At 71.6% G+C, this 21,505-nt stretch carries 17 protein-coding genes; 7 read left to right on the top strand and 10 right to left on the bottom strand.

Going from position 1 to position 21,505, the window contains the following annotated elements; genetic code table 11:
• Window positions 1–326 precede the first annotated feature (326 nt).
• Together AB0E67_RS14245 and AB0E67_RS14240 are read left to right on the top strand one after the other, a co-directional pair.
• The gene (locus AB0E67_RS14245; protein WP_362025515.1) at window positions 327–1,481 is read left to right on the top strand and encodes a glutamate--cysteine ligase; all 1,155 of its coding nucleotides are present in this window, start codon (window positions 327–329) and stop codon (window positions 1,479–1,481) included.
• 219 nt (window positions 1,482–1,700) lie between these two features.
• A complete protein-coding gene (locus tag AB0E67_RS14240; RefSeq protein ID WP_360104915.1) occupies window positions 1,701–2,765 on the top strand; it encodes a biotin/lipoate A/B protein ligase family protein in 1,065 nt (354 codons plus the stop codon).
• Between the two features lie 177 nt (window positions 2,766–2,942).
• Here the strand turns inward: AB0E67_RS14240 and AB0E67_RS14235 are convergent, their stop codons facing one another.
• The 3 genes from AB0E67_RS14235 to AB0E67_RS14225 form a co-directional block, all read right to left on the bottom strand.
• Window positions 2,943–4,277 (bottom strand): glycosyltransferase 87 family protein, encoded by a 1,335-nt coding sequence (locus AB0E67_RS14235; RefSeq protein ID WP_362025512.1) that lies wholly within the window; start codon window positions 4,275–4,277, stop codon window positions 2,943–2,945.
• A 277-nt stretch (window positions 4,278–4,554) separates the two neighbouring features.
• On the bottom strand, window positions 4,555–7,101 hold the full coding sequence (locus tag AB0E67_RS14230; protein ID WP_362025509.1) for a SpoIIE family protein phosphatase: 2,547 nt from the start codon (window positions 7,099–7,101) through the stop codon (window positions 4,555–4,557).
• A gap of 471 nt (window positions 7,102–7,572) precedes the next feature.
• The gene (locus tag AB0E67_RS14225) at window positions 7,573–9,045 is read right to left on the bottom strand and encodes an amidase (RefSeq protein ID WP_362025506.1); all 1,473 of its coding nucleotides are present in this window, start codon (window positions 9,043–9,045) and stop codon (window positions 7,573–7,575) included.
• A gap of 335 nt (window positions 9,046–9,380) precedes the next feature.
• Here AB0E67_RS14225 and AB0E67_RS14220 point away from each other — a divergent pair, with 335 nt between their 5' ends.
• Window positions 9,381–10,094: a hypothetical protein gene (locus AB0E67_RS14220; protein ID WP_362025585.1), complete on the top strand. Its 714-nt coding sequence runs from the start codon at window positions 9,381–9,383 to the stop codon at window positions 10,092–10,094.
• Here the strand turns inward: AB0E67_RS14220 and AB0E67_RS14215 are convergent.
• From AB0E67_RS14215 to AB0E67_RS14200, 4 genes are all read right to left on the bottom strand, one after another.
• Window positions 10,057–11,634, bottom strand: a complete 1,578-nt coding sequence (locus tag AB0E67_RS14215; RefSeq protein ID WP_362025503.1) for an NCS1 family nucleobase:cation symporter-1 — start codon at window positions 11,632–11,634, stop codon at window positions 10,057–10,059. The two genes, AB0E67_RS14220 and AB0E67_RS14215, sit on opposite strands and share 38 nt — an antisense overlap.
• A 184-nt stretch (window positions 11,635–11,818) precedes the next feature.
• The gene (locus tag AB0E67_RS14210) at window positions 11,819–12,820 is read right to left on the bottom strand and encodes a TIGR03842 family LLM class F420-dependent oxidoreductase (protein ID WP_362025501.1); all 1,002 of its coding nucleotides are present in this window, start codon (window positions 12,818–12,820) and stop codon (window positions 11,819–11,821) included.
• A gap of 10 nt (window positions 12,821–12,830) precedes the next feature.
• A complete protein-coding gene (gene hydA, locus AB0E67_RS14205) occupies window positions 12,831–14,231 on the bottom strand; it encodes a dihydropyrimidinase (protein ID WP_362025498.1) in 1,401 nt (466 codons plus the stop codon).
• 351 nt (window positions 14,232–14,582) lie between these two features.
• Window positions 14,583–14,768 carry a hypothetical protein gene (locus tag AB0E67_RS14200; RefSeq protein ID WP_362025496.1) on the bottom strand — a complete coding sequence of 62 codons (186 nt, stop codon included), beginning with the start codon at window positions 14,766–14,768 and terminating at the stop codon, window positions 14,583–14,585.
• 65 nt (window positions 14,769–14,833) lie between these two features.
• On the opposite strand from AB0E67_RS14200, the gene AB0E67_RS14195 reads away from it, so the two are divergent.
• Complete coding sequence (locus AB0E67_RS14195; RefSeq protein WP_362025493.1) at window positions 14,834–15,019, top strand: hypothetical protein; 186 nt, start codon at window positions 14,834–14,836, stop codon at window positions 15,017–15,019.
• 153 nt (window positions 15,020–15,172) lie between these two features.
• Here the strand turns inward: AB0E67_RS14195 and AB0E67_RS14190 are convergent, their stop codons facing one another.
• The 3 genes from AB0E67_RS14190 to AB0E67_RS14180 all read right to left on the bottom strand — a co-directional run bounded on the left by AB0E67_RS14190 (window position 15,173) and on the right by AB0E67_RS14180 (window position 17,806).
• Window positions 15,173–16,456, bottom strand: coding sequence for an aspartate aminotransferase family protein (locus AB0E67_RS14190; protein ID WP_362025490.1), 1,284 nt, complete (start codon window positions 16,454–16,456; stop codon window positions 15,173–15,175).
• Entirely contained in the window at window positions 16,453–17,295 is an 843-nt protein-coding gene (locus AB0E67_RS14185; protein ID WP_362025487.1) for a nitrilase-related carbon-nitrogen hydrolase, read from the bottom strand. Before AB0E67_RS14185 ends, AB0E67_RS14190 begins: the two co-directional genes overlap by 4 nt.
• 202 nt (window positions 17,296–17,497) lie before the next feature.
• A complete protein-coding gene (locus tag AB0E67_RS14180; RefSeq protein WP_362025484.1) occupies window positions 17,498–17,806 on the bottom strand; it encodes a hypothetical protein in 309 nt (102 codons plus the stop codon).
• 202 nt (window positions 17,807–18,008) lie between these two features.
• Here AB0E67_RS14180 and AB0E67_RS14175 point away from each other — a divergent pair, with 202 nt between their 5' ends.
• The 3 genes from AB0E67_RS14175 to AB0E67_RS14165 all read left to right on the top strand — a co-directional run bounded on the left by AB0E67_RS14175 (window position 18,009) and on the right by AB0E67_RS14165 (window position 21,503).
• Window positions 18,009–19,277 carry an aminotransferase class I/II-fold pyridoxal phosphate-dependent enzyme gene (locus AB0E67_RS14175; RefSeq protein ID WP_362025481.1) on the top strand — a complete coding sequence of 423 codons (1,269 nt, stop codon included), beginning with the start codon at window positions 18,009–18,011 and terminating at the stop codon, window positions 19,275–19,277.
• 428 nt (window positions 19,278–19,705) lie between these two features.
• Window positions 19,706–20,764: a Rieske 2Fe-2S domain-containing protein gene (locus AB0E67_RS14170; protein ID WP_362025478.1), complete on the top strand. Its 1,059-nt coding sequence runs from the start codon at window positions 19,706–19,708 to the stop codon at window positions 20,762–20,764.
• A 247-nt stretch (window positions 20,765–21,011) separates the two neighbouring features.
• A complete protein-coding gene (locus tag AB0E67_RS14165; RefSeq protein WP_362025475.1) occupies window positions 21,012–21,503 on the top strand; it encodes a hypothetical protein in 492 nt (163 codons plus the stop codon).
• Window positions 21,504–21,505 lie beyond the last annotated feature (2 nt).

Raw genomic sequence — 21,505 nt, 5'->3', positions numbered from 1 at the left:
AGATCAAGGCCCGCAAGGGCTGACGACGCGGGCTTCCCCTGCCGTTGTCCCGGTCCGGGGCCGTGTGGTGACTTCCCACCACACGGCCCCGGACCGCTTTCTGCGCGGTGGAGCACCGGGGGCGCGTACCCGTTCGGGGGGCGGCCTGGTCAGCCCGGCCCGAACATGCAACCCTGACCCGGCCCCACGTTCCCCGACGCACCGTCAGCACGCGCCCTCACCAACGTGACCCGGGCCGCGGGGCGGTTCCTCTGCCCGACCGGTCACGTCGACACCAGCTTTCTGATGCGGGGAAGCACCTCCGCCCCGCAGGAACGGAGTCGCACATGGCACACGGTCGCACCGACCCGCTGAACGCGCACCACGACGACGCCCCGCTCACCTTCGGCGTCGAGGAGGAGTTCCTCCTGCTGCACCCGGAGACGAGCCGTCCGGCGGCACAGGCGCCCCTCGTCCTGCGTACTGCCGCTCCCGCCGCCCCCGCGGCCGGCATGCTGACCGAGGAGATCACGCGGTTCCAGTTGGAGGCCGCCACTCCGGTCTGTCGCTTCGCCGACCAGGCCCACCACCATCTCGCGGCGGCCCGGCGCGCGCTGGCCGAGGCGGCTCAGCGGCACGGCCTCGGTCTCGTCGCCGCCGGCTGTGCCCCGTACGGCACCCCCGTACCGCTCCCGCTGGCCGACAAGCCCCGCTACCGGCACATCAGCGACCGGTTCGGCGATCTGGTGGAGTCCCACACCGTGTGCGGCTGCCACGTCCACATCGGCATGCCCGATCTGCCCACCGCCCTCGCCGTCTCCAACCATCTGCGGCCCCATCTGCCCACCCTGCTCGCGCTGAGCGCCAACTCGCCCTTCTACCAGGGGCGGGACACCGGTCACGCCAGCTGGCGCAACATCCTCTGGTCCCGGCTCCCCTCCTCCGGTCCCCCGCCGCTGTACCGCACCCCCGACGACTACCACCGCGCCGTCGACGCGTTGCTCGACGGCGGCGCCGCCCTCGATCCGGGAATGGTGTACTGGTTCATCCGGCCCGCCCCACGCCTGCCCACCCTGGAGATACGCGTCGCCGACGTGGCCGCCACCGCCGAGGAGGCACTGCTGCTCGCCCTTCTCGTCCGTGGACTGGCCACCGCCGCGCTCCAGGCCCTCGCGGACGACCGCCCCGCCGCCGAGGTACCCGACCGGGTTCTCCGTCTCGCCCTGTGGCGGGCCGCGCACGACGGCCTGGAGGGGAACGGCGTGGACACCACGACCGGCACCCTGACACCCGCCCGATCCCTGCTCGACCGCATGATGAAGGCCGCGCTGCCCGGTCTGGACGCCTGCGGCGACACCACCGTCGTCACCGGCCTCGTCGACCGGCTGCTCCGCTGCGGCAGCGGAGCACATCGCCAGCGGGCCGCTCACGCCCGCGAAGGCCGGATCAGCGATGTCACCGCCCTGCTCGTCGAACAGACCCGCGCTCCACTGCCCGCGTAGCACCCCGCCGAAATTCTGCGTCCCAGAAGGGCCGTCAGCCCTGTCAGCCCTGCCAGGGCCGTCAGGACCGCTGGGAACCGCGCCGGGACCCGCGCGTTCTCGGCTCGGCCGGGCCGCCCGGTGCGCAAATCGTACGGATTAGACTCCACGGCAGTGGCGTCGTCACGCACGGATCGGCGCCCGAGTACACGAGAGGCCGTCGGGTCTGGAGGCATGGCTGTGCACGGTGAGTACAAGGTCCCCGGCGGCAAGCTCGTCGTCGTCGATCTGGACGTCGAGGGCGGGGCGCTGCGGAACGTACGGGTGGCCGGGGACTTCTTCCTGGAACCCGACGAGGCGATCCTGGCGATCGACGCGGCGCTGGAGGGCGCTCCGGCCAACACGGACACCGCCGGGCTCGCCGCCCGGATCGACGCGGTCCTCCCGGACTCGACGGTGATGCTGGGCCTCACCACCGAGGGAGTCGCCGTCGCCGTGCGCCGGGCCCTCGCACAGGCCACCGAGTGGAGCGACTACGACTGGCAGCTCATCCACGAGGGCCCGCAGTCCCCCGCCCTCCACATGGCGCTCGACGAGGTCATCACCGCCGAGGTGGCCGCGGGCCGTCGCCCACCGACGCTGCGGGTCTGGGAGTGGGCCTCCCCCGCCGTGATCATCGGGAGCTTCCAGTCCCTGCGCAACGAGGTCGATCCGGCCGGTGCCGAACGGCACGGTGTCACGGTGGTCCGGCGGGTGTCCGGTGGCGGTGCCATGTTCGTGGAGCCCGGCAACACCATCACGTACTCGCTGTCCGTCCCGGACGCCCTGGTCTCCGGCCTGTCGTTCGCCGACAGCTACGCCTATCTCGACGACTGGGTGCTCGGAGCGCTCGGCGACATGGGCATCAAGGCCTGGTACCAGCCGCTGAACGACATCGCGACCGAGGTCGGGAAGATCGCCGGTGCGGCCCAGAAGCGCATCGTGGGCGCCGGCGGCGGTCCCGGTGCCGTGCTGCACCACGTGACCATGTCCTACGACATCGACGCCGACAAGATGCTCGACGTCCTGCGCATCGGCAAGGAGAAGATGTCCGACAAGGGGACGAAGAGCGCCAAGAAGCGCGTCGACCCCCTCCGTCGGCAGACCGGTCTCCCTCGCGAGACCGTCATCGACAACATGATCGAGTCCTTCCGCAGGCGCCACGGCCTCACCCCGGGCAAGGTCACCCCGGAGGAGATGGCCAGGGCCGAGGAGCTCGTACGCACCAAGTTCACCACCGCCGAATGGACCGCCCGGGTGCCGTGACCGCCCTGGCCCCATGACCTGCCGGGGTCCGTGACCCGCCACGACACCGCCCCGCCGGTCGCACCCTGAGTGCGAGCGGCGGGGCGGTGTCGGTTCCGATGTCGGTGCGACGCTGTCGGGGGGGCGACTTCGGGACCGCGTGTCCGAGGAAGCGGGCGGCCCCGAGGGAGCCGGCGTCTACAGGTCGGCGGTGCCGGTCAGGCTCCGTCCGGTTTCCTGCTGCCGCGGCACAGCGGTCCGGGCCAGCGAGGTCCGGGCCTCCCCCGCCTCGTTCCCGGGCGCCGTGGCCTGCCCCGCCGACAGACGGGCCGCGAACCGGGGCCAGACGAAGAGGACGACGGGGAAGATGGCATAGCCGATGCGGGTGGCCGGGGACAGCACGATCGCGAAGAGCAGCCCCAGCGCGAGCCGGTCCGCGGCCGCGACGGGGGTCCGCGGCGGACGCACCAGCAGGGACACTCCCACGCCCAGGGCGCTCAGCCCGATGAGCACCACGGTCACCGTCTGCCCGTGCGGGACCAGGGTGACGATCAGGTGCCCGAGCAGCGGACTCTGCGCGGTCGACGCCGCCTCTCCCAGACCCAGCGGGTAGAGGACCACGTTCTGGTAGAACGCGTCCATGTCCACCAGCGCCACGGGCACGGTGCACAGCACCGCGATCCCGACGGCGAGCACCGCGCTCCTGACGGCGGCACGCCTGCCGAGGCAGACCGCGAACAGGGCGACGATCACCGGAATAGCCGGCCAGGCGGTCCACTTGAGCGCGGCGGCGGCGCCGAGGGCCAGCCCCGCCCCCAGGTCGTTACGCCGGTCCGCGAAGGCCAGGGCCAGGCAGATGAGTCCGATGACCGGCGGGTCGACGCCCCCGATGGTCAGCGGCAGCGCGACGACGGGGCAGGCGACCAGCCAGAACACGCCCGTCACGGCCGAGGGGACGGGGGCGCCGCCCGCACCGCCCCCGGTGTCCCGCCCCTTGGTCAGCACCCGCACGGTACCGATCACCGCGGCCAGGAATCCGAGCGCGAACCACAGCCGGGCGCTGGTGAACGGGGTGTCGCCGAACAGCACGTGGGGGATGCCGAACAGCGCCATTCCGGGCAGGTACGGGTTGAAGTCCGGCACCACGTGCGGAGCGTCGTTGTACACGGTCCCGGAGGAGAACAGCAGGTCGGCCGCCCGTTCGACGACCCCGACCTCCATCTGCGCCTTGCCGACGACGGTGAGGTGGAGCAGAGGGGCCGCCACCGATCCGGCGGTCGCGACGACGGCGGGAACCCGGGACCACGGCGTGGCCGTTCTCAGCGCGACCACGGCCGCGCAGCCGTAACCGACCGCTGCGGCCAGGCCCCAGGCCTCCTGCGCCGTACCGGGGGGCGAGGACAGCCCCACCGCGAGCGCCGAGACCGCGCACACCAGCAGCACCGGCCAGTCCCAGCGCCGCTTCCGGGGCGACGTGCCGCTCGCGGGCCCGGGACCGGCTCCCGGTTCCTGCTTCCGAATCGCTGTCGACATCCGTCACCAGCCCCGGTCGGATATTCGGGGACCGGGCACCACCACACGGTGCGCGCATGGGCGCACACCGCGTACGGACTGATCACATGGGGGGAAGGCGGAGATCATGCACGGGACTATACTCACCGGTCATAGATCATATGGTCGCGTGCGCACGTGATCACGCGGCGGGGGCCGCCGCGGACGTAACACGGTCGGGGAACCCCTCCCGGCCGCCGCTCCGCAGGAGATTCCGTCGCCGGTCCGCAGCAGATCCGGTCGCCGGTCCGCGGGAGACTCAGCCACCGGTCCGCGGAAGATCCTGTTCGGTCCAGATGACCTTTCCCTCGGGTGTGTAGCGGGTGCCCCAGCGGCGTGTGAGCTGGGCGACGAGGAAGAGGCCACGACCGCCCTCGTCCGTGGTCCTGGCGTGCCGCAGCCGCGGTGAGGTGCTGCTGGTGTCGGAGACCTCGCAGATCAGGACGGACTGACGCAGCAGCCGCAGCCGGATCGGTCCCGTCGCGTATCTCACGGCGTTGGTGACCAGTTCGCTGACGATCAGCTCGGTCGTCATCTCCAGCTCCTCCAGGCCCCAGCTCCGCAGCAGACGTGCGGTGCGCGACCGCACGCCCGCGACGGCCGCCGGCTCGGAGGGCACCTCCCACGAGACGACGTGCTCGGCGCTCAGCTCGTGGGTACGGGCGAGCAGCAGGGCCACGTCGTCGGGCTGCGGGGCCGGGAGCAGCTGCTCGACGACCGATTCGCACAGCGCGTCCAGGGGCAGTCCGCACTGGGCCAGGGCGCTGCCGAGGCGGGACATGCCGAGTTCGGGATCCCGGTCCCGGCCCTCGATGAGGCCATTGGTGTAGAGGGCCATCAGGCTGCCTTCCGGGAGGTCGATCTCCGCTGTCCCGAAGGGCATTCCGCCCAGCCCGAGCGGTGGCCCCGGGGGCAGTTCGGGAAAGCTGACGCGCCCGTCCGGGTAGACGACGGCGGGCGGCGGGTGGCCCGCGCGGGCCATGGTGCAGCGCTGGGTGACCGGGTCGTAGATCGCGTACAGGCAAGTGGCGCCGAGCACGGTCATGCCGCTCGCCCCTCCCTCGGGTTCCTCCTCGCTCAGACGCAGCACGAGGTCGTCGAGGTGGGCCAGGAGTTCGTCGGGCGGGAGGTCCATGTCGGCGAGGGTGTGGACGGCGGTGCGGAGCCTGCCCATGGTGGCGGCGGCGCTGATGCCGTGTCCGACGACGTCGCCGACGACCAGGGCGACCCGGGCTCCGGAGAGCGGGATCACGTCGAACCAGTCTCCCCCGACCCCGTCCTTGGCGTCCGCCGGGAGGTACGAGGACGCCACGTCCAGGGCCATCCCTCCGGGCAGGGTGTGCGGGAGCAGACTGCGTTGCAGGGTGAGCGCCGCGGCGTGCTCGCGGGTGTAGCGGCGGGCGTTGTCCACGCTCACCGCCGCGCGGGCCACCAGCTCGCGGGCGGGCAGCACGTCGTCCGGTTCGAACGGGACCAGGTTCACCGAGCGCACGAAGGTGGTCAGCCCGAGGACCGTGTCCCGGGCCCGCATGGGGACCGCGATGAGGGAGTGCAGGCCGAATTCGTGGATGCGTTCCGCGCGCACGGGCTGCTCGACACTCAGCAGACGGCTGAGGGATTCGAGGACCGGGATCAGGACGGGTTCGCCCTCGACGAGGAACCGCGCGTCGTACGGCGGCGGCACGAAGTCCACCAGGTCCCCGATCCGGCAGACCGCCTCCGGGACGCCCTCCCGCACCGAGCTCATGGCGGCGCGTCGCATCCTGGGCCGGGCCGACGCGGCATTCGTACGCACGGCGCCCCTCCCGGAGAGCGGCGTGGCGGAGACCCCCGGGGGCGCGTGTCCCGGGTCGCCCGGCCACAGCCCCGGTTCCTCGGGGCGGGCCACCGGTTCCAGCAGGTCGACGAGGACCAGGTCGGCGAAGCGAGGCACCGCGAAGTCGGCCAGTTCCTGGGCGGTGCGCATGACGTCCAGGGTGCTGCCGATACTGGCTCCGGCGTCGTTGACCAGGGCCAGGCGCTGCTGGGCCTTCCACCGGTCGGTGACGTCGGTGACCATGTAGCAGATGCCGCTGACGGCGCCCTCGGCGTCGGTCAGCGGGAAGAACGAGGTGGAATACGCACGATGTCGGTGCGGATCGGCCCAGCTCCAGCCCCGGTACTCGTAGTCGATGACGGGGACGCCCGTGTCCAGCACCCTGCGCATCAGCGTCTCGATGGCGTCGGCCTCCAGCCCCGGGAGCACGTCGCTCATGCGGCGGCCCAGGCGCTGCTCGCGCGGAACGCCGCCGATCCGCTCCAGGGTGTCGTTCACCCAGAGGTAGCACAGCTGCGGGTCCATCACGGCCATGCCGATCGGCGAACTGGTCAGGAAGGCGTCCAGCACGGACTGCCCCACCACCCATTCCGCCCTCCGTTCCCGGGCGGAGACCAGGAACGCCTCCCGGCCGTCCAGCTGGAAGGAGGCGGAGACCCGCAGATCCACGTCGGTCCGCCGGCCGTCGCGCCGCCGCACCTCGCCGACCCCGGTCCACCCGGCGCCGGCACGGCACCGTTCGGCGATTCCCGCGACGCGGACCGGGTCCTCGGCCATCGCGAGCAGGAACGCGGCGGAGCGCCCGACGACCTCGGCGGAGGGGTACCCGAGGAGGTCCTGTGCGCTCTGCGTCCATCCGACGACCGTTCCGCTTCCGGAGAGCACCGCCGTCGCGTCGTTCGCCGTGTCGAAGGCGGTGTGAAGGTTGCTGAGGAAACCGGGCTGCGGCGGTTCGGCGCCGGGCGCGGACCGCGGGCCTGCGGACGCCATACTGCTCACCACCCATCCACTCCGGTCCACTCCATGGTCCTGCCTGCGGCGCTCCGGTGCGAACGTCGGCGGCGCCCCGCCGTGCGGACAGCGGTGCGCGCGGGGCGTCGTCGGGCGCATGCGGCACATGCCGTCGGCGGGGAGCCGGCATCCGCCGGGCATGGCAGGCGGGCACGACCGCCCGTCACGGGTCCGGTGGGCCGCTCGGGTGGTCCGGCGACGGGCCGGCCGACCGGCCGGGGCCCGTCCTCGAACCGCCGTCGTCCGACCGGAGGCCGGCCGCCGGCGCGACCGCGAGGGGACGGAACGGTAACGACCTCGTCCACGATTGGCAGTGGAGGAAGGAGCGGCGTCTGGGCCCTTCGAATCCAAGGCGGAGGAGGGAGTCGACGCGGAGCGTCGGGGACTGACGACAACGCCGGAGGCGGAGGCCGGCCGCCGGCGCGACCGCGAGGGGACGGAACGGTAAGGTCACCCCCCGCCCGTGGCCGGGACGCGACGGGCGGCGGGCGGCCGGAACTCGTACCAACGGCGTTCCGCCTCCAGCTGGGCGGCGAGCGAGATCAGCCGTTCCTCGCTGCGGGAGGGGCCGAGCAGTTGGGCGCCGACGGGCAGCCCCTCGGAGGTGAACCCGGCCGGAACATTGACGCCCGGCCAGCCCAGCACGTTCCAGGGCCAGGCATACGGGCACGCCTCGGCCATCGCCACGTCGGTGCGCCAGGCGCTCAGCCCGTCGAACCTGCCGATCGGGGGCGGCGGCAGGGCGGTCGTCGGGGTGAGCAGCACGTCGTAGCCGGTGGCCGCGCCGGGCGCGCGGAAGAACGCGCCGATCCGGCGGTGCTGGCTCACTTCCCGTGCCCTGGCCGCGCGCACCACCCGGCCGCCGAGCCGGGTTCCGGTGCGCAGCGCGCTGCGGGTGCGGGGGTCGAGGAGCGCGGGGTCCGGGTGGCGGGCGGCGAGTTCGGCGATCCCCGCGGTGGCGCGGGGGACGAAACCGAGCCCGATCAGCCCGTAGCGGGGCCGGGCCTCCTCGACGTCGTGGCCGAGGAGGGCGAGCGTCTCGGCCAGGGCGGTGACGGCCCGGCGCACGTCGGGGTGGGGCTCGGCGCGGGTGAGGGTGAGCGGGGGGCGCCAGGCCAGGGCGATGCGCAACCGGCCCGGTTCGCGGCGGGCGGCGGCCGATGCCTCGACGGCGGGCGGGCGGTGCGGATCGTCGGGGTGGGGCCCGGCGACCGCGTCGAGCAGCAGGGCCGCGTCGGCGACGGTCCTGGCCAGCGGTCCGTTGACGGTGAGTCCCTGGAAGGCGTCGCTGTGGGGGTGGACGGAGATCCGGCCGCGCTGCGGTTTGATGCCGACGAGGTGGGTCCAGGCCGCGGGGATCCTGACGGAGCCGGCGCCGTCCGACCCGAGGGCCGCGGGCACCAGTCCGGCGGCGACGGCCGCGGCGGATCCGCCGGACGAGCCGCCGGGGGTGTGCCCGGTGTGCCACGGGTTGCGGGTGGTGCCGAAGGCGGGGCCCTCGGTGAACGGCCACTGGCCGAGTTCGCAGGAGTTGGTCTTGCCGACGATCACGGCACCGGCGGCCCGCAGCCGTCGCACGGCCTCGCTGTCGGCGGTGGCCGAGGGCAGATCGCCGCCGCAGCCGAAGTAGGTCGGCATCCCGGTGACATCGGTGTCGTCCTTGACGGCGACCGGCACCCCGAGCAGCGGCAGCCGCTCCCCCGCCGCGAGCCGGCGGTCGGCCTCGGCCGCCTCGGCGAGCGCGGCATCGGCACGCAGATGACGGAACGCGTTGAGGGTGTCGTGGCACGCCTCGATACGGGCCAGGGCCTCGGACACCAGCCTCGCCGAGGTGGTACGGCCCTCGGCCAGCTCCCGTGCGCTGTCGGCCAGTCCGGTCGGGTGGGCCGGTCCGGTGGCCGCCACGGCTTCCGTTGAGGACATGGGCTGCCCGCCTTCCTCGTCGTGTCGGCGGGTGCGCGCCGCGCCCGCACCCGGATGACCGCACGCCCTTACCGGAGGGTAACCAGTTCGGGACGGTCCGCTCAACCGTTGGGCCCGAAGCGGTCTTCCGGGCGACGGCGCAACGCGGCCCGCCCGCGCCGCCGTGCGCCGTCGCGCACCGCGTCCCGCTGCGTCGTACGCTCGGATGGATCGGACCGCACACCTGGACCGGCCCCTACGGGCTCGTGGAGGGAGGCGCCGTGATCACCACCACCCGACGCACCGGCGCACGCCGGATCGCCCTGGCCGCAGCCCTGTTGACGGTGGCGGGGCTCGTGAACGGCGGTGTCCTCGGGGGCGGTACGGCCCGGGCGGACAACGGCATCGACACGCTGTCCGCCCAGCAGATCGCCGACCGCTCGCGCGACGCGCTGCTCGGCGTCCGTTCCCTGCGCCTCGGCTCGCGGGGCGACCTCAGCGGCCGCAACCCGTCGGCGGAGCTGGCACTCACCATGGACCGGGACGGCAACTGCGACGGTTCGGTGGACCTCGGCGGCGGCCGGGGTTCGGTCCGGATCGTGAAGCGCGCCGACGACGTGTGGCTCAAGCCCGACGCGGACTTCTGGAAGAACCAGGTGCCGGTCGGCGGCCCGGCGTTCGCCGCGATCCTCGACGGGCGGTACCTCAGGGCTTCGGCCGACGATCCGAGGCTGCACGGTGTGACGGCCGGATGCGATCTGGACCATCTCCGCCGACTGGTCGTCGACAACGCGGAGAACGACCGGGGCACGCTGAACAAGGGCAGGCGCACCACGCTCGACGGGGCTCCGGTGGTACCGCTGACCCGGATCAGGGACGGCCGGACGCTGACGATGTACGTCGCCGCCACCGGTCGGCCCTACCCGCTGAGGATCACGGTGGAGGGCGGCAGGGCGCACGCGGTCGCGGACCTCTCGGCGTTCGACACGCCTGTGCCCGCGACCACCCCGCCGCCGGACGAGACGTACGACATCAACGCTCTGCTGGGCCGTACGACGGCGCCCCTGTGATCGCGGACCGGCCGCTGAGCACCACGTACAGCAGCAGCGACGAGACCAGCCCGACCGCCCATCCGTAGTCCGCGAGCGGCTTGAGGAACGGGATCAGGCCGTCGGCCGGGAACGGGCCGGTGCCGGGAGCGGAGTGGGAGCCGCCGATCGCGAGGACGCCGCCCACCGCGAACGCGACGACGGCCCGCGGGTTCCAGCCGTTCGCGTACCAGTACCGGCCGCCGGGACGGTAGAGGTCCGGGAGGTCGAGCACGGTGCGCCGGACGATCCAGTAATCGGCGATCAGGATGCCCGCGACCGTGCCGAGCAGCCCGCCGACCAGTCCGAGCCAGGTGAAGATGTACAGCTCGGGCGTGCTGGTGAGCTTCCACGGCATGATCAGCACGCCGACGACGCCGGTGATCAGGGCGCCCGTGCGGAAGCCGATGAAGCGCGGGGCGGCGTTCGCCAGGTCGTACGCGGGTGACACGACGTTCGCCGCGATGTTCACGGACACCGTCGCGACCAGCACCGTCACCAGGCCGAAGAGCAGACCGAAGACGTTGTCGGTCCTGGCGACGAGCTGGACCGGGTCCCAGATCGCCTCTCCGTAGACGGCCTGCGAACCGGAGGTGACCAGGACCGACAGCAGCGCGAAGAGCGTCATGGTGGTCGGCAGTCCGAGCGCCTGGCCTCGGATCTGGGCGCGCTGGCCGGCCCCGAAGCGGGTGAAGTCGGGGATGTTCAGGGAGAGCGTGGCCCAGAAGGCGATCATGCCCATCAGGGAGGGGAAGAAGACGGGCCAGAACTCCTTGCCCCAGCCGAGCCGCGAGGGCTGGTCCAGCAGCGGGCCGAAGCCGCCCGCCCGTACGGCGATCCAGATCAGCAGCACCGCGGCGCCGACGATGACGAACGGTGCCGCCCAGTTCTCGAACCGGCGCAGGGCGTTCATCCCCCGGTGGATGATGGCGAGTTCGAGCGCCCAGAAGAACAGGAAGCACAGCCAGAGCGTCCACGGCTGTCCGGCGACGACGGAGGCGGTGGCCCAGCCGCCGAAGATCTTCCCGAGCAGCGTGAAGACGCCGACACCGCCGATCCACGTCTGGATGCCGAACCAGGCGCAGGCCACCGCCGCCCGGATCAGGGCGGGCAGATTCGCACCGCGCAGCCCGAAGGAGGCCCGGGCCAGAACGGGGAACGGGATGCCGTACTTGGGCCCGGCGTGCCCGGTGAGCAGCATCGGCCCGAGCACGATGACGTTGGCGAGCGCGATGGTGAGAACGGCCTGCTTCCAGTCCATGCCGAGGGCCACCAGGCCGGAGGCGAGCAACCAGGACGGGATGTTGTGGGCCATGCCGACCCAGAGCGCGGTGAAGTTGTACGTCGTCCAGCGGCGCCGTTCCAGCGGAACGGGCAGCAGGTCCTCGTTGGCGAAACGACTGTCGGCGGGGACGTCGCCCGGGGCGAGTTCGACGCGGTCCGTGCCGTCGGTCGTCCGGCCGTGCGGCGATGCCGGCGGGAGGGGCGGTGTGGGCGGGGTCGGTGGGACGGTCGAGGGCATGGCGGCTGGACCCTTCGCTCGGGAGCGGTGCCGTGCGGTGCGGGGCTGTGCCGTGCGTGTACGTGGGGGGCTCACGGCCGTGCGGGGTCGGCCGGACGGACGGTCGGGCGCCCGGGCCGTCGGACGAACGGAGTTGGCCTCCGGGTCGTCGAACGGCCCGGGCCGTGGCGCGCGGTGGCGGGTGTCAGGCCGTCAGGGCGGGGATGATCCGGGAGCCGTAGGCGTCGATCGTCTCCTCGCGCGCGTCGTGCATCGCGTAGACGGCGAACTGGTCGACACCCAGATCGCGCAGGGCGCGCAGCTTCTCGATGTGCGCCTCGGCGGGTCCCAGCACACAGAACCGGTCGACGATCTCGTCCGGCACGAACGCGGTGTCGGGGTTTCCGGTGCGGCCGTGGTGGCTGTAGTCGTAGCCGTGCCGGTCCTTGACGTACGCGGTGAGTTCGTCCGGGACCATGCCGGAGTGCTCGCCGTACTTGGCCACGAGGTCCGCGACGTGGTTGCCGACCATGCCGCCGAACCAGCGGCACTGTTCGCGGGCGTGGCCGAGGTCGTCGCCCACGTAGGCGGGTGCGGCGACGCAGATGGTCACGGAGCGCGGGTCGCGGCCGGCCCGCTGCGCCGCGTCCCGCACCGCCTTGACCATCCATTCCGTCAGAAACGGGTCGGCGAGCTGGAGGATGAAGCCGTCGGCCTTCTGCCCGGCGAGGGCGAGCGCCTTGGGACCGTAGGCGGCCATCCACACCGGCAGCCTGCCGTCCTTCACCCAGGGGATCCTGAGCGACTGCCCGTCGACGACGGCCTCCCGCCCCTCGGCGAGGTCACGGATGACGCCGATGGCCTCGCCCAGACGGGCCAGGGTGTTGGGCTTGCGCCCCGCGACCCGCATGGCGGAGTCGCCCCTGCCGATGCCGCAGACGGTGCGGTTGCCGTACATGTCGTTGAGGGTGGCGAAGGTGGAGGCGGTGACCTCCCAGGTGCGGGTGCCGGGGTTGGTGACCATGGGGCCGACGACGAGGCGGTCGGTGTGTTCGAGGATCCGGCTGTAGATGACGAACGGCTCCTGCCAGAGCACCGCCGAGTCGAAGGTCCAGCCGTGGGTGAAGCCGTTGTGTTCGGCGCGGCGCATCAGGTCGACGACCGACGAGGCGGGCGGGTCCGTCTGGAGGACGAGTCCGAAGTCCATGCGGGTGCTCCTAGTCCAGGTACTGGCAGGTGGCGCGCGGGGTGTACGTGCCGTGACCGGCCCGGCCGGTGAACTTCCGCCCGTCGATGACGAGTTCGCCGCGCGAGAGGACCGTTTCCACCCGGCCGGTGATGCGCTTGCCCTCGTAGGCCGAGTAGTCGACGTTCATGTGGTGGGTCTCGGCGGAGATGGTGTGCTCGGCCGCCGGGTCGTAGATGACGACGTCGGCGTCGGCCCCCGGGGCGATGGTGCCCTTCTTCGGGTAGAGGCCGAACATCCGGGCCGGGGAGGCGCAGGCGATCTCGATCCAGCGGCGGCGTGAGATGTGTCCGTCCACCACCGCTTGGTGGAGAAGGTCCATCCGGTTCTCCACGCCGGGCATCCCGTTGGGGATCTTCGAGAAGTCCCCGCGTCCCAGTTCCTTCTGGCCGGAGAAACAGAAGGGGCAGTGGTCGGTGGAGACCACCTGGAGTTCGTTGTTCCTGAGGCCCCGCCAGAGGGCTTCCTGGTGTTCCCGGGGACGCAGTGGGGTGGAGCAGACGTACTTGGCGCCCTCGAAGTCCGGCTCCGCGAGGTTGTCGGTGGACAGGTAGAGGTACTGCGGGCAGGTCTCGCCGAAGACCGGCAGCCCCTTGTGGCGGGCGGCGGCGAGCTCGGCGACGGACTCGTCGGCGGAGACGTGGACGACGTACAGCGGGGCTCCGGCGACACGGGCGAGCTGGATGGCGCGGTGGGTGGCCTCGGCCTCCAGCGCCACCTTGCGGACGTCCCCGTGGTGGCGCGGATCGGTGCGGCCGGCGGCCAGGGCCTGTTCGACCAGGACGTCGATGGCGATGCCGTTCTCCGCGTGCATCATGATCAGCCCGCCGTTGTGGGAGGCCCGTTGCATGGCGCGCAGGATCTGTCCGTCGTCGCTGTAGAAGACGCCGGGGTAGGCCATGAAGAGCTTGAAGGAGGTGACGCCCTCCGCGACGAGGAGGTCCATCTCCTTGAGCGAGGACTCGTTCACGTCGGAGAGGATCATGTGGAACGCGTAGTCGACGGCGCAGTTGCCGTCGGCCTTCGCGTACCAGGCGTCGAGCCCTTCACGGACCGCGTGGCCCACGGTCTGGACGGCGAAGTCGACGATCGTGGTGGTGCCGCCCCAGGCGGCCGCCCGGGTGCCGGTCTCGAAGGTGTCCGAGGCGTAGGTGCCACCGAAGGGCATCTCCATGTGGGTGTGCGCGTCGACGCCGCCGGGGATGACGTATTTGCCGGTGGCGTCGATGCTCCGGTCGGCGCTCCAGCTCCCGGCGGCCTCGCTGTCGGGTGCCGCGAGCGCGGCGATGCGGCCGTCCTCGATGAGCACGTCGGCGTGGATCTCGTCGGACGCGGTGATGACGAGACCGCCGCGGATGACGGTGCGGCTCATGTACCCCTCCTCACTGTGGCGGAACGGGTCTACGCACGTAGACAGGTGCGTGGTGAAGAACGTAGAAGCGGGTCACCCACTGTGGCAATACCGCTGCGATCAACGGCTGAAGACGTTTCCGTTTCCGCCACCCGGCACTCCACCGGCGTACAGCGCGCGACGGGCGGCGGAGCCCGCATCACCGCCTCGTCGATAACGAATTGATGACGGGTCTGGTCCAGATGTCGGGTGCGGTTCATGTGCTCGTCCCGTACGAGGTGTGGTCCCCTCACCACCGACCGCGAACCTCGGACACACCGCCGGACGCCCCCTTCCGTGCTGTCCGGTGCCCACCGACCGATCCCCGGAGGATCACGTGTCCCTGTCGCGCTCCGCGCGTACGGTGCTGGCCGCCGCCACCGTCGCCGCCGTCGCACTGCCGCTCGCCACCACGGTCGCCCACGCCCAGGATTCCGGCGCGCCGGGCGCCGCGTACGCAGGGCTGCCGTCCGGTACCAAGCAGGCGAAGACGCTCGTCATCGGTATCGACGGCGCCACCTTCGACGCCTTCTCGCGCGCCGACGTCCCGAACCTCAGGCAGCTCAGCGACCGCCGACGGCACGGTGCGCGAACTGGCCGGCACGACGAAGAAGGACGGCTCGGTGACGTTCAGGGCCACCGTCCCCCGGGGCGTCGCCGGGGCCGCGCTCAGCGTGACGGACGTGCGCTACCAGGACCTCGCGTGCCACGGCGAGCTCGACCCGGTCCGGACCCTGGACCTCGACCGGCCCACCGGCCACCGGGGCTGACCGTCCTGCCGGGCCGCGGGGGCACCCGGACCTCGGAGCCCGAGGCCCTGGACCACCCCAGAGGACCGGCAGGGGCCCGACCGCGGTCCGGCCGGGGCGCGCACGCGTGACGCGCGGGCCCCCGGCCGGACCACTCCCCCGGCACCGCCCCGTTCATCCCGCCGCGCGAAGGGCCCTGCCCAGGATCCCGGCGCCCTCCTCCGCCTCCGGGATGGTCAGCGAGAGCGGCGGCGCGATCCGCAGCACACTCGTGTCGTGGCCGCCGCCCTTGCCGATGAGCAGACCGCCCTCCCGGGCCGCTTCGAGCACGGCGGTGGCCGCCTCCGGGTTCGCCTGGTCCGTGCCCGGCTTCACCAGCTCGATCCCGATCATCAACCCCCGGCCGCGCACCTCCCGCACGCGATCGGAAGCGGCACCGACCGCGCGCAGCCGTTCGATCAGCAGTCCGCCGACGCGGCGGGCGTTGCCCTGCAGATCGTGTTCCAGGAGATACGAGAGGTTGGCGAGTCCGGCCGCCATCGTGACCGGGGACCCGCCGAACGTCGAGATCGAGTTCGCGTCGAGGCAGTTCATGACTTCGGCGCGGGCCACCACCCCGCCGATCGACATGCCGTTGCCGATGCCCTTGGCGAACGTGAGGATGTCCGGCGGCCCGTTCCGGCCGTGCGCCTGCCAGCCCCAGAAGTGCTCGCCGGTGCGGCCCCAGCCGGTCTGCACCTCGTCGGAGATCCACAGGATCCCGTGCCGGTCGAGGACCCGGCGGAACGCCGCGTACAGGCCGTCCGGCGGCGAGGTGAACCCGCCGACGCCCTGGATCGGTTCGGCGATCAGCGCGGCGGGCGGGCGGGTGTGGCCGAGCAGGTCCTCCAGATCGGCGACGCAGGCCGCGATGAACTCGGCGTCGCCCAGGTGCGCGTACGGCCCCCGGCTGCGGACTCCGCCGTGCACGTACAGCGTCTGCAGCGGGGACAGGTTCGTGGGCGACCAGGCGCTGTTGCCGGTGACGGCGACCGCGGAGAACGATCTGCCGTGGTAGCTGTTGCGCATCGCGAGGACCTGGTTCGACCGGCGGTACGCGGTGGCGAGCAGCAGGGCCGTGTCGTTCGCCTCGGTTCCGGAAGTGGTGAAGAAGACCCGGGCGTCCGGGATGCCGGAGAGCGTGGCGACCCGCTCGGCCAGCTCGACCATCGGACGGTTGAGGTAGAGCGTGGAGGAGTGGATGATCCGCCCGGCCTGCTCGCCGACCGCCTTGGTCACCTCGGGCAGGGCATGGGCGGTCATGGTGGTGAGGATGCCGCCGAAGAAGTCGAGATAGCGCCTGCCGTCGGCGTCCCAGACGTGCCGGCCCTCGCCGTGGGTGATCTCCAGCGGGTTCTTGTAATAGAGCGTCAGCCAGCCGGGGCTGACGGCGAGATGGCGTTCGTGCAGGCTGCTCACGGCTCGACCAGTCCCTCGTACGCGTCGGGACGGCGGTCCCGGTAGAACGCCCACTGCTGCCGGACCTCGTCGAGCAGGCCGAAGTCGAGGTCGCGCACGACGAGTTCCTCCTCCTTGTCGGAGGCGACGTCACCGACGAACTGTCCGCGCGGATCGACGAAGTAGCTGCTGCCGTAGAAGTCGTTGTCGCCGTACTCCTCCTGTCCGACGCGGTTGATCGCGGCGATGAAGTACTCGTTGGCGACCGCGGCGGCGGGCTGCTCCAACTGCCAGAGGTAGGCGGAGAGGCCGCGCGAGGTGGCGGAGGGGTTGTAGACCAACTGGGCTCCGTTGAGCCCGAGTTGACGCCACCCTTCGGGGAAGTGCCGGTCGTAGCAGATGTAGACGCCGACCTTGCCGACGGCCGTGTCGAAGACCGGCCAGCCGGCGTTCCCCGGCTTGAAGTAGTACTTCTCCCAGAATCCCTTGACCTGCGGGATGTGGTGCTTGCGGTACTTGCCGAGATAGGAGCCGTCGGCGTCGATGACCGCGGCGGTGTTGTAGTAGAAGCCGGACTGCTCGACCTCGAAGACCGGCACGACGATCACCATGCCGGTCTCCCGGGCGAGTTCGCTCATCCGCCGGACGGTCGGGCCGTCGGGTACCGGTTCGGCCCAGCGGTAGTGCTCGGGTTCCTGCACCTGGCAGAAGTAGGGGGCGTTGAACACCTCCTGGAAACCGATGATCCGCGCGCCCCGGCGGGCGGCCTCGCGCGCGTGCTCCTCATGCTTGGCGATCATGGATTCGGTGTCGCCGGTCCAGGTCGCCTGGACGAGTGCGGCGCGTACGACGTGGGACATGAGCTGCTCCTTCGACGCGGCGTCAGAGAGCCTCAACGCGTTTTCTACGCCCGTAGACACGGACGTAGAGGAGAACGTAAGCCCCGCCACACAGCGGGGCAAGACCATCGCCGTGAACCGGCGGAGTCGATCATGTTTCGCACCCGTGCGGTCCAGTTCCTTACCCGTTGCACACCCGCACGGTCCATGTGCCCGTCCATGGTCACCCGTCCGGCCGGGACGCTCGGGATGCGCCGCGGGGGCGGGGAAGCCGGGTCACCCCGGGCCGAGGAAGCCGGGGCGGGGTGGGCGGATCGCCGTTCGTCGCCTCATCGCTGCCGACCGAGTCCCACCACAGCCCGCCGGCCTCGCTCGGACGGAGCGCCCCGTCTCCGTCGACCGCGCCGCCGCGCTCCAGCACGTCCGCAACCTCTTCGAGACGGACGACCAGGGACGGCCGTCCCTCGTCGAACAGCCCGCCCTCGTCATGACAGCGCATCCCCGGGCAGCCCGGGTGCGGCCCCTTTCTCATGTCGATCACCTGGGAGTCGCCGTCGCCCTCGCCCCGGGGAATCCACCGGCGGCGCCACCAGAGGCCCTCCTCCCGCTCCCCTCAACCGGAGCGTGTCAGCCGTATCGCTCCCCTAACCGGAGCGCGCCGATGGGTGACCGATGGGCAGTTTGTATTCTCGGCGGGGATCCCCTTCCACGCGGCATCTGCGAGAGGAAACACCATGACCACCGAGCCGAGCCCCGACACCCTGCCCGGACTTCTCTATCAGGCCCGCCAGGACTATCAGACACTGGCGGGACTCGGACTCGCGCTCGACCTCACCCGGGGCAAGCCCGCACCGGAGCAGCTCGACCTCTCCGATCCCCTGCTCAGCCTGCCGGGCGGACGGCACACGTCCGCCGACGGTACGGACGTGCGCAACTACGGCGGTCTGCAGGGCCTGCCCGAACTCCGCGAGATCTTCGCCGAGGTGCTCCAGGTGCCGGTCGCGCAGCTGCTCGCGGCCGGCAACTCCAGCCTGGAGCTGATGCACGACTGCCTGGTGCACGCCCTGCTGAGCGTGATACCCGGCGCCGAATCGCGCTGGGTGGACCAGGAGCGGATCGCCTTCCTGTGCCCGGTGCCCGGTTACGACCGGCACTTCGCACTCTGCGAGCGGTTCGGCATCGACATGATCCCGGTTCCGATGACCGCCGACGGCCCGGACATGGAGACCGTGGAGCGGCTCGTCGCCGACGATCCGACCGTCAAGGGCATCTGGTGCGTTCCGAAGTACAGCAACCCGGACGGTGTCTGCTACAGCGACGCGACCGTGGCGCGGCTGGCCGCCATGAGCACCGCGGCACCCGACTTCCGGATCTTCTGGGACAACGCCTACGCCGCCCACCACCTCACCGACGAGCCGGTCGAGATCGCCGATCTGCTCGCCGCCTGCGCCGAGGCCGGCAACCCGGACCGGGCGTTCGTCTTCGGCTCCACGTCGAAGATCACCGCGGCGGGTGCCGGAGTCGCCTTCTTCGGTTCGTCTCCCGCGAACGTGCAGTGGCTGCTCGGCAACAACGCCAAGCGGTCCATCGGCCCCGACAAGATCAACCAGCTGCGGCACGTCCTGTTCCTGCGGGACGCCGACGGCGTGCGCGCCCACATGGAGCGCCAGCGGGCCCTGCTGCAGCCGAAGTTCGAGGCGGTGGCGCGGATCCTGGACGCCGAGCTGGGCGGTACCGGCCTCGCGACCTGGACGTCCCCCAAGGGCGGCTACTTCGTGACCCTGGAGGTGCCGGACGGCTGCGCGAAGGAGGTCGTGCGCCGGGCCGCCGAGGCGGGCATCGTGCTGACCCCGGCCGGCGCGACGCACCCGTACGGCGACGACCCGCGTGACGCGGTGATCCGCATCGCGCCCAGCTACCCGGGCCTCACGGAACTGGAGCAGGCGATCGCCGGACTCGCCGTCTGCGTACGTCTCGTGGGGTACGAGCAGCGGGCCCGGTAGGCACGCGCGGGCCGCACCCCGGCCCGGAACGGAACGGTGGTCACCTCGCACGATCCCGGTGCGGGTGGCCACCGTTCCGTTTCGTCGGGTCTCCTCCGCGTCCGCGAGACGCAATCCACTGGCCCGGGGGGCGCGGCTCGGTTAACGTCTCCCACATGTCCAACGAGACGGATCGTTTCGTCTCTCTACAGACCTACGGACCGCATGGCCCCGGGCTGATCCCCCGACGGGCGTCGAGGCCGGAGCTGCTCGCGCTCACCGGGCGACACCACGGGCGTCCCGGCCACCGCCCCCTGCCGGCTGTCGTCAACCGCCCCGTGTTCTCCTCCCCGTTCCACCGTTCCCGTTCGGGTGATGTGGTCGGCGCGACGAGGATCTCGGAACGGTCTGGGCAGGCTCCGAGCGATCAGCCTTGAAAGGGGGACGTCGTGGGACTGTCACGCGAGTTCGGACGCGGCTTCAGCGAGGGACCGACACCTTCCGATGCCGCGGGCACACCCTCCCTGCCCTACCCGAGCGGCTGGTCCGCGCTCGCCTTCTCCGGCGAGCTGCGGCCGGGTGCCGTACTCACCCGGCCGCTCGCGGGTCAGGACGTGGTCCTCTACCGGCTCGGTACGGGAGCGCTGCGGGCCGTCCAGCCGTACTGCCCGCACCTCGGCGCCCATCTCGGCCTGGCGACAGTCGACGGCGACGATCTGGTGTGCCCGTTCCATTTCTTCGCGTTCGGCCCGGACGGCAGGTGCGTTCGGACGGGGTACGACACCAGCCCGCCGAGATCACCCCTGATGCAGCTGCCGGTCCACGAGGTCAACGGTGCCGTCTTCGTGTGGCGGCACCACGACGGCCGCGCCCCGGACTGGTTCGTCCCCCAATGGCACCGGATCGGGCACGGTCCCGCCCGTACCGCCACCTGGGAGCTGGCCGGGCACGCCCAGGAGGTCATCGAGAACTCGGTGGACCTCGGGCACTTCGCCACCCTGCACGGCTGGAAGAAGGCCGAGATGGGCGGTCCGGTCGTGTACGACGACGCCCGGTTCCACGTGTCGATGCGGGCCCACGAATCCGCCCCGGTGCTCGGGGACTTCGAGGTCGAGGTCGAGGTCGACGGCTACGGCCTCGGCTGTCTGCACGCCGATGTGCACACGCCCCGCATCGGGCTGCGGATGTGCACGATGGTGATGCCGACGGCCGTCGCCCCCAACCGCATGCAGTTCCGGCAGCAGAACCGCGTCGCCTTCTCGGAACCGGCCCGGCTCCCGGCGCCGCTGGCCCGCGCGGTGAGCCGTGCCGCCGCCCGGCTGCTGGACCGCGCCATCTTCCGGTCCAGTTGCGAGTTCACCGCCGCCGACTTTCCGATCTGGCACCACAAGCAGTACCGGCAACCACCGCGCCTCGCCCCCGGCGACGGCCCCATCGGCCCGTTCCGCCGCTGGGCCCGCCGGTTCTACCCGCCACCGGCCGAGGACGCAGCGACGCAGCCGGCCTGAGGGCTGCCCCGCGACGCCACACGTCCGCAAGGGCCGTTCCGAAACCCGCTCTCGGGTGACATCGGCCAGTTGTCATTCGTTTCGAGCCAGGCCCCGTTCGGTGAAAGTGCGTAGGCGACCACGTGCTGAGTAGGATCCAGGTCTCGATCACCAGGCATCGATGGCCCGAAGACGCAGTCACCACCATCAGGCTGTCGGATGGTGATGAAGCATGTCACGTCCTTGAGGACGGTGCTTCTCGAAGAGTATGGACACCCAGGCACGGGAACAGGGGCGCGGGCGAATGGTGTGGGCCGAGTGGGAGCAACTGAAGGCGGATGCGGCCGAACGTGGCTCGACGCCCATGCGTTTCAACAAGCAGCGGACCGATTCTGACGGTGGCACACCATCGGGTTCAGAAGACCTGAAGTCGAGCAAGAGGGCCTGGGTGAAGGCGGGCGAAGGCACCACGCACCTCGTCGAAGCGGCTGACACCGCGCTGCGAAAACTCGAAGAGGGGCAGTCGGAAGTGAACGCACCGGCCGGTTCCCAGGGTGCCGCGGCACAGCGAGAGTTGTACGAATCATGGAGCAGGTACGTGAAGGGCGTGCAAGCGCGCTGCAATTCCCTGGGCAATCTACTGCAGTCGTCGGGACACGACTTGTCGAAGACTGACGAGTCACTGAAGAGCGAACTGGACGCGTTCCGAAGTTCATACAAAGACACCGAAGCCTTGAGCGGCCGGTTACGGGAGAAGTGATC

This window comes from Streptomyces sp. NPDC032161, from assembly GCF_040636995.1.
Lineage (GTDB): Bacteria > Actinomycetota > Actinomycetes > Streptomycetales > Streptomycetaceae > Streptomyces.
The sequence above is the reverse complement of the archived record's forward strand: the minus strand, read 5'-3'. Positions and strand labels throughout refer to the sequence as shown.

What these genes read in the sequence shown, in the direction of transcription:
- AB0E67_RS14165 (WP_362025475.1), top strand. Translation starts at nt 21,012, where the DNA reads ATGGACACCCAGGCACGGGAACAGGGGCGCGGGCGAATGGTGTGGGCC.
- AB0E67_RS14175 (WP_362025481.1), top strand. Translation starts at nt 18,009, where the DNA reads ATGACCACCGAGCCGAGCCCCGACACCCTGCCCGGACTTCTCTATCAG.
- AB0E67_RS14215 (WP_362025503.1), bottom strand. Translation starts at nt 11,634, where the DNA reads ATGCCCTCGACCGTCCCACCGACCCCGCCCACACCGCCCCTCCCGCCG.
- AB0E67_RS14245 (WP_362025515.1), top strand. Translation starts at nt 327, where the DNA reads ATGGCACACGGTCGCACCGACCCGCTGAACGCGCACCACGACGACGCC.
- AB0E67_RS14235 (WP_362025512.1), bottom strand. Translation starts at nt 4,277, where the DNA reads ATGTCGACAGCGATTCGGAAGCAGGAACCGGGAGCCGGTCCCGGGCCC.
- AB0E67_RS14180 (WP_362025484.1), bottom strand. Translation starts at nt 17,806, where the DNA reads ATGAGAAAGGGGCCGCACCCGGGCTGCCCGGGGATGCGCTGTCATGAC.
- AB0E67_RS14225 (WP_362025506.1), bottom strand. Translation starts at nt 9,045, where the DNA reads ATGTCCTCAACGGAAGCCGTGGCGGCCACCGGACCGGCCCACCCGACC.
- hydA (WP_362025498.1), bottom strand. Translation starts at nt 14,231, where the DNA reads ATGAGCCGCACCGTCATCCGCGGCGGTCTCGTCATCACCGCGTCCGAC.
- AB0E67_RS14185 (WP_362025487.1), bottom strand. Translation starts at nt 17,295, where the DNA reads ATGTCCCACGTCGTACGCGCCGCACTCGTCCAGGCGACCTGGACCGGC.
- AB0E67_RS14210 (WP_362025501.1), bottom strand. Translation starts at nt 12,820, where the DNA reads ATGGACTTCGGACTCGTCCTCCAGACGGACCCGCCCGCCTCGTCGGTC.
- AB0E67_RS14230 (WP_362025509.1), bottom strand. Translation starts at nt 7,101, where the DNA reads ATGGCGTCCGCAGGCCCGCGGTCCGCGCCCGGCGCCGAACCGCCGCAG.